At 69.5% G+C, this 12,067-nt stretch carries 10 protein-coding genes; 3 read left to right on the top strand and 7 right to left on the bottom strand.

The genetic code is table 11. The annotated features are described in order from the left end of the window. A partial coding sequence (locus AX737_RS21715; RefSeq protein WP_066924831.1) for a transglycosylase domain-containing protein occupies positions 1-2,419 on the bottom strand: 2,419 nt, incomplete at its 3' end. 168 nt (positions 2,420-2,587) lie between these two features. Between AX737_RS21715 and AX737_RS21710 the strand changes: the two genes are divergently transcribed. The 3 genes from AX737_RS21710 to gyrB all read left to right on the top strand — a co-directional run bounded on the left by AX737_RS21710 (position 2,588) and on the right by gyrB (position 7,598). Then, on the top strand, positions 2,588-4,255 hold the full coding sequence (locus tag AX737_RS21710) for an alpha-amylase family protein (protein WP_066924829.1): 1,668 nt from the start codon (positions 2,588-2,590) through the stop codon (positions 4,253-4,255). A 70-nt stretch (positions 4,256-4,325) separates the two neighbouring features. After that, positions 4,326-4,967 carry an MBL fold metallo-hydrolase gene (locus AX737_RS21705; protein ID WP_066924827.1) on the top strand — a complete coding sequence of 214 codons (642 nt, stop codon included), beginning with the start codon at positions 4,326-4,328 and terminating at the stop codon, positions 4,965-4,967. 186 nt (positions 4,968-5,153) lie between these two features. Next, complete coding sequence (gene gyrB / locus AX737_RS21700) at positions 5,154-7,598, top strand: DNA topoisomerase (ATP-hydrolyzing) subunit B (protein ID WP_066924825.1); 2,445 nt, start codon at positions 5,154-5,156, stop codon at positions 7,596-7,598. Between the two features lie 735 nt (positions 7,599-8,333). Here gyrB and AX737_RS21695 read toward each other — a convergent pair. From AX737_RS21695 to AX737_RS21670, 6 genes are all read right to left on the bottom strand, one after another. Next, the gene (locus AX737_RS21695; protein ID WP_066924823.1) at positions 8,334-8,675 is read right to left on the bottom strand and encodes a hypothetical protein; all 342 of its coding nucleotides are present in this window, start codon (positions 8,673-8,675) and stop codon (positions 8,334-8,336) included. A gap of 9 nt (positions 8,676-8,684) precedes the next feature. Continuing rightward, entirely contained in the window at positions 8,685-9,380 is a 696-nt protein-coding gene (locus AX737_RS21690) for an FRG domain-containing protein (RefSeq protein ID WP_238231823.1), read from the bottom strand. Between the two features lie 111 nt (positions 9,381-9,491). Further along, on the bottom strand, positions 9,492-10,673 hold the full coding sequence (locus AX737_RS21685) for a hypothetical protein (protein WP_066924821.1): 1,182 nt from the start codon (positions 10,671-10,673) through the stop codon (positions 9,492-9,494). Next, positions 10,670-10,969: a hypothetical protein gene (locus AX737_RS21680; protein WP_245293486.1), complete on the bottom strand. Its 300-nt coding sequence runs from the start codon at positions 10,967-10,969 to the stop codon at positions 10,670-10,672. Before AX737_RS21680 ends, AX737_RS21685 begins: the two co-directional genes overlap by 4 nt. A 48-nt stretch (positions 10,970-11,017) precedes the next feature. Further along, positions 11,018-11,650 carry a 7-cyano-7-deazaguanine synthase gene (locus AX737_RS21675; RefSeq protein ID WP_066924819.1) on the bottom strand — a complete coding sequence of 211 codons (633 nt, stop codon included), beginning with the start codon at positions 11,648-11,650 and terminating at the stop codon, positions 11,018-11,020. Next, on the bottom strand, positions 11,647-12,067 hold a 421-nt coding region (locus tag AX737_RS21670), incomplete at its 5' end, for a nucleoside 2-deoxyribosyltransferase (protein ID WP_197430675.1). The genes AX737_RS21675 and AX737_RS21670, both read right to left, overlap by 4 nt.

Here is a 12,067-nt window from a genome sequence, read left to right as displayed (position 1 = left end):
CCACCGAGATCTCGTTGGAGAGCCCCGCGAACCAGGCGTCGTTCTCGTTCTCCGAGGTGCCGGTCTTGCCCGCGATGGTGGCGCCGTTGCGGGCGAGCGCCGCGGCGGTGCCGTGCTGGACCACGCCCTGCAGCATGGTCTTGAGCTGGTAGAACGCCACCCGGTCGGCCGAGCCGATCCGCACCGGCTCGCGGGCCTGGTGGGTGTAGAGCGGCCGGCCGTCGCGCTCGACCGATTCGAGCGCGTAGGGGGCGGGCCGCGCGCCTTCGTTGGCCACCGCCGCGTAGAAGCCCGCCAGATCGAGCATCCGCACCGGCTGCGCGCCCAGCACGAAGGGGTAGTAGGGCTCGCACGCGGCGTAGATCTGCGCCTCCAGGGCGATGTCGCAGACCCGCTTGAGGCTGGCCGGCGCCTTCTCGGCGATCCCGCCCTGAAGGAGGCGCGCGGTCACGAGGTTCTTCGAGAATTCGAGCCCGCGCCGGAGCGTCGTCGGGCCGGAGCCGCCGCCGTCGTAGTTCTTCGGCGACCAGGAATCGCCGACGCCCCCGATCGGCGGCAGGGTCACGGCGCTGTCCATCACCAGGGTGTTGGGCTGCAGGCCGGCGTTCAGCGCCGCCAGATAGGTCAGCGGTTTCAGCGTCGAGCCCGGCTGGCGCACGGCCTGCGTCACCCGGTTGAGCTGGCTCAGCGGATAGGAGAAGCCGCCCGCCATCGCCAGGATGCGCCCGGTGCGGTTCTCCAGCACGAGCGCGGCGCCCTGCACGGTCGGACGCACCCGGATCTCGGCCCGCGGCGCGCCCTTGCCCTCGCGCAGCTTCACGCGGACGGCGTCGTAGGTCTGGAGGCGGTTGCGGGCGATGCCCGGATCGAGGCTCGCCACCCGGCCGTCGGGTAGCCCGACCCGCACGCCGTTGCGGCCGCTCTCCAAGACCACCGCGAGCGGCCAGCGCACGTCGTAGAGGACGGGCCGGGCGCTCTCCAGGGCGCGCTGCCAGGCGGGCTTGGGGCCGGCCGGCTTCGGGGCAGACTTCGCCGCGGCCTTCGCGGCCTTGCCCTTGCGGGCGGGCGGCGGCTCGGCGCCCGTGACGGTAGGCGCGGCCTGCGGCGCCGCCTCGGGGGCCGGCGCGGCGGCTTCCAGCCGGCGCACGGCGTCCGCGAGGTTGAGTTCGGGCCCGCTCCAGGTCTGGCGGCCGGTGGCGCGCTCGTAGTTCGCCAGCCCGTCCTGCAGGATGCCCTCGACGGCGCGCTGGAGCCCGGCATTGATGGTCGAGCGCACCGTGAAGGAGCCGGCGGTGAGCGAGTCGACGCCCGCGAAGGTGCGCGCCTCGCGGTTGAGGTAGTCCACCACGTAGAAGCCGCTGTCGCGCCGGGTCGTGTCGAGGGGCTTCAGGCCCAGATCGGCCTTCACCGCCTCGGCCATCTGGGCGTCCGTGATCGCGCCCTCCTCCTTGAGGCGCGAGAGCACGTAGGCGCGCCGCTCGCGGGCGCGGTCGGGGTACTTGTCGGGGCTGTAGAAGTTCGGGCCCTTCGGCATGCCGGCCAGCAGTGCCGCCTCCGGCAGGGTGAGCTGGCCGACGGACTTCCCGAAATAGGAGCGCGCCGCCATCTCGATGCCGTAGGCGCCCCGGCCCAGATAGATCCCGTTGAGGTAGAGCCCGAGGATCTGCGGCTTCGTGAGGATGCGCTCCAGGCGCGCGGCCACGATCATCTCGCGGATCTTGCGCTCGTAGGTGACGTCGTCGCCGACCGAGAGGTTCTTCACCACCTGCTGGGTGATGGTCGAGCCGCCCTGCGGGCGCCCCGGCGCCGCGAGGTTGCCGATGAAGGCCCGGATCACGCCGCGCTCGTCGATGCCGCGGTGGCTCTCGAAGCGCTTGTCCTCGGCGGCGACGAAGGCTTGTCGGACCAGGGTCGGCACGGTCTCGATCGGCACGGCCAGCCGCCGCCCGTTCGCCTCGAAGGTTTCGGCGAAGGGCTTTCCGGCGCCGTCGAGGATCTGGGTCATGCCGGGCAGCGCCTTGTCGCGCAGCGCCTCGGCGGTGGGCAGGTTCTCGGTCGCCTTGTTGTAGAACTCGATCACGGCCCGCGCGTCGAAGGGGGAGTTGGCCGGGTTCTCGCCCTTGCAGAACTGGCGGTAGCTCGTGTTGAGTTCGCCGATGTCGAGACCGTGCAGGATCTTCGGGGCCGAGGCGCCGGCCACCGCGCTCGGGTCCTCCATGGCGGTGGAGATCAAGTCGTCGAGATTGATGTCCTCGATGTCGAAGGCCTTGCGCATGTGCGCGCAGCCGTCGCGCAGGAGCTGCACGACCTTGGGTCCGTCGGTCGCGGCGTCGAACTGGGTGCGCACGGCGTCGGGCCGGGTCGTGACCTGGCTGAGGGTCAGCGCGGTCGCGAACAGCTTGATCAGGATGGTGTTCATACGGTCCGGGGTGCCGCGGCTCTCGTCTCGTGCCCGGCCGGAAGTGGCCTCGCGCCGGGGCCCCGATAGGGGCGCCACAACGCGGCTGTTTTAAGGTGACGGGCGATACGGCAACGCTTTTCCATGAGGGCGCGTTAGGACGCCGGCCCCACGCCCGCGGAGGCGCCCGTGATCACCGACCTCTGGTACAAGAACGCCGTCATCTACTGCCTGTCGGTCGGCACCTTCATGGACTCGAACGGCGACGGGATCGGCGACTTCGCCGGGCTGGAGCGCCGGCTCGACTACCTGCAGGGCTTGGGCGTCACCGCGGTCTGGCTGATGCCCTTCCAGCCCTCCCCGAAGCGCGACGGCGGCTACGACATCAGCGACTATTACGGCGTCGATCCGGCCTACGGCTCGCTCGGCGACTTCGTGGCCTTCACGCACGCGGCCAAGCAGCGGGGCCTGCGCGTGCTGATCGACCTCGTGGTCAACCACACCTCGGACCGGCATCCCTGGTTCCAGGCGGCCCGCAAGGACCCGGACTCGCCCTTCCGCGACTGGTACGTCTGGTCGAAGGAGAAGCCGGCCACGGCCTCCGAGGGCATGGTCTTCCCCGGCGTGCAGAAGACCACCTGGACCTGGGATGCCGAGGCCAAGGCCTACTACTTCCACCGCTTCTTCGCGTTCCAACCCGACCTCAACACCGCCAACCCCGCGGTGATGGCCGAGATCCTGAAGATCATGGGCTTCTGGATCCAGCTCGGTGTCTCGGGCTTCCGCATGGATGCCGTACCCTTCGTGATCGCCCAGAAGGGCGCCGACCTGAAGGGCGAGCCGCGCGAGCAGTTCGACATGCTGCGCGACTTCCGCGAGTTCCTGCAGTGGCGCAAGGGCGACGCGATCATCCTGGCCGAGGCCAACATCCTGCCCAAGCAGGACCTCGACTATTTCGGCGACGACGCCGACCGCATGCACATGATGTTCAACTTCCAGGTCAACCAGGCGACCTTCTACGCGCTGGCCGCCCACGACGCGCGCCCGCTCGCCAAGGCGATCGCCCGCACCAAGCCCCGTCCGCTCTCCTGCCAGTGGGGCACCTTCCTGCGGAACCACGACGAGCTCGACCTCGGGCGCCTCACCGACAAGCAGCGCGCGCTGGTCTTCGAGAAGTTCGGCCCCGAGAAGGGCATGCAGCTCTACGACCGCGGCATAAGGCGGCGCCTCGCGCCGATGCTCGACGGCGACCCGCGCCGGATTCGCCTCGCCTACTCGCTGATGTTCACGCTGCCGGGCACGCCGGTCCTGCGCTACGGCGACGAGATCGGCATGGGTGACGACCTCGCCTTGAAGGAGCGCGACTGCGCCCGCACGCCGATGCAGTGGACGAGCGAGGCGCAGGGCGGCTTCACGGTCTCGGATCGGCCGGTGATGCCGGTGATCGACCACGGGCCCTACGGCTACCGGCACGTCAACGTGGCCCAGCAGCGCCACGAGGCGGACTCGCTGCTGAGCTGGATGCAGAGCGTGATCCGCATGCGCAAGGAGGCGCCCGAGATCGGCTGGGGCGAGGTCACAGCCGTGGAGACCGGGCGCAACGCCGTGCTGGCGCTGCGCTACGACTGGCGCAACAACGCGGTGCTCTGCGTGCACAACCTCGATCCCGGCCCGATCGAGGTGGCGGTCGAGACCGGCGTGCCGGCACCCGAGGGCCACCTGCTGGTCGATCTCCTCACCGGCCAGCGCAGCGAGGCGGACGAGCGCGGCCGGCACTGCCTCTGCCTGGAGGGCTACGGCTACCACTGGTTCCGGGTCGGAGGCCTCGACGCGCCCTTGAGGCGGACACCGGCCTGAAGGGCGGGTGCCCTGGCGGCGGATCCGGGCTAGAGATGCGGCGACAGGTCGGACAGCCAACGGACGCCGCATGCCAACGCCCCGCGCCGGGATCATCCCGGTCACGCCCTTCCAGCAGAACTGCACCCTGATCTGGGACGACGCCACCAAGGTCGCCGCCGTGGTCGATCCCGGCGGCGACCTCGACCGGATCGAGGCGGCGATCGCCCAGCAGGGCGTGACCGTCGAGAAGATCCTGCTGACCCACGGCCATATCGACCATGCGGGCGGGGCGGCGGAGCTGAAGGAGCGCCTCGGCGTGCCGGTCGAGGGCCCGCATCGGGCCGACCAGTTCCTGCTCGACTCGCTCCCCGAGGCCGGCGCCAATTACGGCCTCGACGGGGCCCGGCCGATCACCCCCGACCGCTGGCTCGACGAGGGCGACGAAGTCACGGTCGGCGGCCTGACCTTCGACATCCTGCACGCGCCCGGCCACTCCCCCGGCAGCGTGGTCTTCGTCTCTCGCGACGCCCGCTTCGCGCTGGTCGGCGACGTGGTGTTCAAGGGCTCCGTCGGCCGCACCGACCTGCCGGGCGGCAACCACGGCCAGCTCATCGACGCGATCAAGCGGAAGGTGCTGCCCTTGGGCGACGACGTCGCCTTCATCCCGGGCCACGGCCCCACGGGGACGCTCGGCGAGGAGCGCGCCTCGAACCCGTTCCTGCAGGATTGACAGGCCTAACGCGACGTTAAGGCGGACCGGCCAGAAATCGGTTTCCGGGCGCAGCGTGCCGCGCCCGGAAACCGATGCAATTTCAAGGCTGAACCCCTATATCAGGCCGGTTAGACGAATCGCAGGCGAAGCCGCCCGACAGGGCCGGGCGGCGCATGACGACGACCCGCCTGCCCGAGGACATTCATGGCCGACACTCCGCAGACTGAACACGACGCCTACGGCGCGGAATCGATCCGGGTTCTCAAGGGGCTGGACGCCGTCCGCAAGCGTCCGGGCATGTATATCGGCGACACCGACGACGGCTCGGGCCTGCACCACATGGTCTACGAGGTCGTCGACAACGCGATCGACGAGGCGCTCGCCGGCCACGCCGACCTCGTCACCGTGACGCTCAACGCGGACGGATCCTGCACGGTGTCCGACAACGGCCGCGGCATCCCGGTCGACATCCACCGGGAGGAGGGCGTCTCCGCGGCCGAGGTCATCATGACCCAGCTGCACGCGGGCGGTAAGTTCGACCAGAACTCCTACAAGGTCTCGGGCGGCCTGCACGGCGTCGGCGTGTCGGTCGTCAACGCGCTCTCGGTCTGGCTGAAGCTCCGGATCTGGCGCAACGACCAGGAGCACGCGATGGAGTTCGGCCACGGCGAGGCGAAGGCCCCGCTGAAGGTGGTCGGCCCCGGCAACGGCCGGCGCGGCACGGAGGTGACCTTCCTGCCCTCGACCGAGACCTTCACGATGGTCGAGTTCGACTACGCAACGCTGGAGAAGCGCCTGCGCGAGCTGGCCTTCCTGAACTCGGGCGTGCGCATCGTGCTCACCGACGCGCGCCACGCCGAGAAGAAGCGCGAGGAACTCTACTACGACGGCGGCATCGAGGCCTTCGTGCGCTACCTCGACCGATCGAGGAAACCCATCGAGGGGATGAGCAAGCCCGTCGTGGTGCGCTCCGAGCGCGACGGCATCCGGGTCGAGGTGGCGTTCTGGTGGAACGACTCCTTCAACGAGACCGTGCTGCCCTTCACCAACAACATCCCGCAGCGCGACGGCGGCACCCACATGGCGGGCTTCCGCGCGGCGCTGACCCGGCAGATCACCGGCTACGCGGAATCCTCGGGCGTCGCCAAGCGCGAGAAGGTCTCGCTCACCGGCGAGGATTGCCGCGAGGGGCTGACCGCGGTCATCTCGGTGCAGGTGCCGGACCCGAAATTCTCCTCCCAGACGAAGGACAAGCTCGTCTCCTCCGAGGTGCGCCCGGCCGTCGAGAACGTGCTGAACGAGGGCCTCTCGACCTGGCTGGAGGAGAACCCCTCCCAGGCCAAGGCCCTGATGGGCAAGGTGGTGCTGGCGGCCTCCGCCCGCGAGGCCGCCCGCAAGGCGCGCGAGACCGTGACCCGAAAAGGGGCACTCGACATCGCCTCGCTGCCAGGCAAGCTCGCCGACTGCCAGGAACGCGACCCCACCAAGTGCGAGATCCTGCTGGTGGAGGGTGATTCCGCCGGCGGCTCGGCCAAGCAGGGCCGGGATAGGGCGTTCCAAGCGGTTCTGCCGCTGCGCGGAAAAATCCTGAACGTCGAGCGGGTGCGCGCCGACCGGATGCTGTCGTCGGCCGAGATCGGCACGCTGATCACGGCGCTCGGGGCCGGCATCGGGCGGTCCTCGACCGACCGCGAGGGCTTCAACCCGGACAAGCTGCGCTACCACCGCATCATCATCATGACGGACGCGGACGTCGACGGCTCGCACATCCGCACGCTGCTGCTGACGTTCTTCTTCCGCCAGATGCCGGAGCTGATCGAGCGCGGGCACCTCTACATCGCCCAGCCGCCGCTCTACAAAGCCGAGCGCGGCCGCAAGGCGCTCTACCTCAAGGACGAGCGGGCGCTCGAAGACTACCTGATCGACCAGGGCACGGAAGGCGCGGTGCTGCGTCTCGCCTCGGGGGCCGAGTTCGCCGGGCCGCAGTTGAAGACCCTGGTCGAGGAGGCGCGCGGCTTCCGCGGAATCCTGCAGGGCCTGCACACCCGCTACGACCGCGCAGTGGTGGAGCAGGCGGTGCTGGCGGGCGCCTTCGCGGGGGACGTGGCCGAGAACCCCGGCGAGGCCGAGGTCTTGGCCGACATGACGGCCAAGCGCCTCGACGCCATCGCGGACGAGATCGAGCAGGGCTGGCAGGGCGAGGCGCACGAGGGCGGATACCGGCTCAGCCGCACGCTGCGCGGCGTGCGCCAGGTCGCGACCTTGGATGCCGGCCTGATCACCAGCCAGGAGGCGCGCCGTCTCGCCGAGCGGGCCGACGCCTTCCGGGAGATCTACGGCGAGCCCGCGACGCTCGCCCGCAAGACCGACGAGACCGTGCTGCACGGGCCCGTCGGGCTGTTCGAGGCGGTGATGGCCTTCGGCCGCAAGGGCCTCTCGCTGCAGCGCTACAAGGGGCTTGGCGAGATGACCGCCCAGCAGCTCTGGGAGACGACGCTCGACCGCGACGTGCGCTCGCTGCTGCAGGTCAAGGTGAAGGACACGACCGACGCCGACGACCTCTTCGTGAAGCTGATGGGCGACGTGGTGGAGCCCAGGCGCGAGTTCATCCAGGAGAACGCGCTGAGCGTGGCCAACCTCGACGTGTGAGGTGGGCGCTTGTAATTTCTCAGTAAAGTTTGACCCTATGGAAGGGTAACTTGACCGGATTTACTGAGAAGTTCGACCCTCGCGGCTCTGGGGGAAAGTGATTAGGCTGCCTTTCAAAGCGAATAGGCTGACCTATGAAAGCGATTAAGTGTTCTTCCCGGGCATCCTGGTGCGTTCAACAGGCAGCTGGCGTTCGAGACCGAGGGCGAAAAGAGCGCGCGCCATCCGTGGCGCTCGTTATAGCACGGGACAGGCGCAAGTGCCTACTTCCGACGTGAAAGCCAACGCCAGCTTGAGATCTCACCTGGTTCGGGAGATCCACGGACAGTCGGCTGTCTTTGCTTAAAGGTAATCTGGTGCTTACGCGTAGGGAAAATAGCAAAGCTTGGTGAATAACGGCGCGGCCGCGGCATCCCCCCGGATGCACCGCGCCCCGCCAACTACGCCCACCGGGAGGCACGTCGGCCGGAAATCGGCCTCTCGGCTTCACCCGTCGCCGAGCATTTCTCAACGAGCCAGGCTCGCTCTTGAACGGCGGGTCGCGCCCGTCCGTCGGATCGTTGATGATCCCGAAGTCCTCGCCAGGTTCATAGAACACTCGACCGCAATCGAGGTCAGGTGCGAATGGCCCGCCTTCGGTCAGGAAGTACGCATCACCGTCGTGTCTGACGTAGAGGGGGACTCATCCCTCCGCTCCGTCACCATAAATACGCCCCTGCGGTTCCCGTGGCCGTTTCAGGCGTAGAAGCTGCTCGTGTCCACCTTCAGTCGCAGGATGACCGGTCCCGCGGGGGAGAGGCTGCCCTCGAACCGGCCTGGAAAGGTCTCCGATACCGTAAGGCCGTCCGCGACGCTCCCGTAATTCAGGGTGCAATGGACGTTGATCGGTCCCTCGAAGCTGCCGCCACGCACCTTGATCTCGTCGGCGAAGACCTCGACGGAGTCGACGTGCGTGTTCGACGACAGGGCGTCCAGGTCAGCCCAGGCTTCGGTCCCGCTCAGGTCGATCTCCCGCACGGCCGTCGCGACGGCCTGGAGGACAGCCGCATCCGTGTTCGCTGCGTCAGGGCCCGGCATGCAACCTCCTCAGAATACGGCGGCGCCAATGCCGAGACGCTGCCGATACTGCCAGCTCAGCGAGAGGCACACGCCCTCAAGGCTAGCCCAGATATGGGCCGCATCGATGCCGAGGCTGAAGAGCTTGCGCTGGAAGCGCGACCGGACTGCTCGCGGTATGACGAAGCTGTTTTCAGCCAGTCCGCTCGGCATCCACGGTTCGCTGGGCCTGGGATGGACGGAGAACAACCCGCGCTGGCTCGCAATCCTCGGGGCCGTCGTGGTCGGAAGCAGGAAGCCCACGCGGTCGATCTCGAACGGGCCCGGCCCCTCCTCCGGATTGATGACGAGCGTGTCGTCGACCGGGTAGGCGTAGATCACGGCATCGGCGTCCAGGGGGTCGCTGGAGACCGCGAAGAAGCACGCGACGAGCGGGTTGGTCGTCCAGTCCAGGAGGCGCGTCGGCAGCCCGAAATGCTGCCCCAGGGCCAACCAGTCCCAATCGGTCGCCCCGGGCAGCGAGACGTGCAAGCGTGCCTCGCGCTTGAAGGCGCGGAACAGGTGCTCCTCGAACAGCGGGTCGTGGTTCGGCGTGCGGCCCGCGCTCGGCATACATAGGAATTCGCGGGACGCGCAGCCCCGAAAGACCCAGCGCGAGTGCATGCGCCGGTCCAGGAAGTCCTGGAAGGATTGCCAGGTCTCCTGCGCCGACTTGAGACGCTCCACGGTGTCCGCGGCCGAAGCCGAGCCACGCGGCTGGACCGGTTCCGCCGAGACGCCACGGATCGGTTTGGGAGGGGGTCGGGTCGGAGGTCTCATCGACGATGTCCGGTCGGGTCAGCGCATTCCGGCCAGGTGTGCGCGGTACAGGGCGGTCGTGAAGTCACGGGCGATCTCGCACGACATGCCCGCGTGCACCGCGAGGTCCGTCGCAGCCACCGCTTCCGCCAGGACGACCACCGGAACCCCGACGGCCCGGGCGTGCCCAATGACGGCGCTCGTTCCCGGGTCGCCGCCATCCGCAAGCGCGAGGACAGCCGTGCAGGCCCTCAGCCCGGCGAGCGCGGGACCGGCGCTCGCGGCAAGCCGCTCGCCGTACTCATGGAACGGCGAGAACACCTCGCTCCCGAGATCAAGAAGCCACCACCGTGCCTGGTCGAGGAGCCAGCGTTGAGGCAGCGTCGCCGCCGGTCCCGAAAGAAAGACCCGCCCCCCATGCGCCGTGTCCGGCTGCGGCACGAGAGCGCCCAAGGCATGCGGCGCCGGGAGAGGCAGGCGATGACCGTCGTTGAAATGGGCGACGCTGCGCGATGCCAGGTCGGCGGCCTCGACGGGGTCGAGCCGGCGCTCGCCCCAGTAGTGCGCGAAGGCGGCGCAGAACACGTCGCCGGAGCCGATCTTGAACCACGTGTCCGATATGTAGGCCGGAACCAGCCGCGGCTTCGTGTCACCGACATAGACGCTGGCGCCGCCGATGGCGTGGCGGGCGACGACGACCGAGGCGCCCTCATCGGCCATGATGCGTGTCGCCACATCCATCGCCGCCTGCGACGGATCCGCCGCAGCGAGCATGTAGTCCCTCACCACGTATGCCAGCTCGCCCGCCCGCGACCCCGACGCCGAGAAGGCCGCCTCGGGACTGTCCGACTGCGGGTCGTGGACGGCCCGGCCGGCCACGACCGTGGACGGCCCCTCCAGCATCCCGAAGCTCAGCACGACCTCCCCGGAGACCGTGATGCGGGGCAGACCGGCCGACGCCTTGGGCACGGGCTCCTTGCTCAGGGGATGGTAGTACTCGAAGACGAGTTCCTTCTCGATCTCGACCACTTCGGCACGGACGCCGAACGACGCCATGGTCGCGCGTACGTCCGCCGCCCAACCCGAGTAGGCGTAGGTGTGCAGCACGGAGCCGGGCGAGAGCCCGCTCACGGCCACGGCGGCCCGGCCACCGGAACCGTAAATCCGGTCCCATTCCGGGTAAGCGCAGACCTCCCGGTAACTGCCGCCCACGATGATCATGGGTCGGTCCTCGACACCGTCACCACGCACCGCGTCGACGAGACCTCCTCGACATGGGCGACGAAGGGCACCTCCCGCGCGAGGCAGTCGAGAAGCCGCGTCAGACCCGGGAACGCGGCGAGGGCGCCCACCACGGCGCCCTCGCCGTTCCGGCAGATCGCGCCGACCGCGGCCCCCTCGTGGACAAGCTCGATCCGCAGGTCGTCGCCCGCGCGTACCCGGTCCGCCGCCTCACGACGCACCCCTATCAAGTCGACGGTGAGGTGGAGGTCGCAACCGTCGCCGGACTGCTGCAATCGCCGCGGAGCCCGCCCTCGCCGGCCCGGGGGTCCTCCCGACATGACTCAACCTCCCGTCGCCGCGGACGCCTGGACCGCGGTGCCGGCGCGGGCCCGGCCGCCATCGATGCGCGCCAGCGTTTCCTGGTGCTTCTCGCAGCCACGGCACCGACCGCAGGCGTATTCCATGACATGGCAGGAGAAGGTGGCGCCCAGGAGTGAACGGGGGATCCCCGACCGCCTGACAAGCTCCAGGGCCGAAAGGTGGCGCGCGGGGGCCATGACCCGGACGCCTCCCTCCTGCAGGTGCATCAGCCGGTCGACGGTCCGCAGGAAGGGAGCGCGACCGTCGGCATGGACATCCGTCCTGATCGCCCCGAGCAGGATCTCGGTCAGTCCCTCGGCCACGAACCGCATGCCGGCGAGCGTCACCAGCATCTGGTTGCGGTAAGGCCACCACTCGGGCGCGCGCGCCAGATCCGACGCCGCGCGCCCCGCGAGCGGGCCAAGGCCAAGGGCCGACAGGTCGACCCGCGCGACCTCGTGGCGAAGTCCGAGCTCGCGCGCGACCGAGGCCGCCGCGGCGATCTCGCCCTTGGCCGGCCTCTGTCCGTAATCGACCGTGAGGCAGACGTCCGGCCTCTGCCAGGCGGCGATGGCCGCCGAGTCGAGGCCGCCCGAGAGCAGGAGCGCCCTCATTCCATGGCGGCCCAGGCCGCCTGGTAGAGCGCGGATGTCAAGTCGCGAGCGACCCGGCAGCCGGTGCCGACGAGCATCGTCAGGTTCGGGTCGTCGAGGCGCTCGGCAAGGACGACGACGGGCTTGCCCCGGGCGCGCGCGTACCCGACCTCGAACAGGGTGCCCGGATCGGCGCCGTCGAGCAGCGCGAGCAGCGCGGCGCAGCGGTCCAGGCCTTCGAGATCGGCGGCCGCGGTTTCCTGGGCCGGACGGCCCGTACCGACCTCGTGCAGGGGAGAGAACACCGGCGCGCCCAGTGCCTGGAGCCGTTCGAGCGCCTCCTCGACGAGCCAACGTTGCGCGAGGTCGAAGAAGGGTCCTGCCAGGTAGATCAGGCCGGGACGTCGGCCAGCGGGGAGGGCGGGCTGGGACGCGAGT

This window comes from Methylobacterium sp. CCH5-D2, from assembly GCF_001556475.1.
In the GTDB taxonomy this organism is placed as follows: domain Bacteria; phylum Pseudomonadota; class Alphaproteobacteria; order Rhizobiales; family Beijerinckiaceae; genus Methylobacterium; species Methylobacterium hispanicum.
Note: the sequence above shows the minus strand (reverse complement) of the source record. Positions and strands in the feature narration are given on the sequence as shown.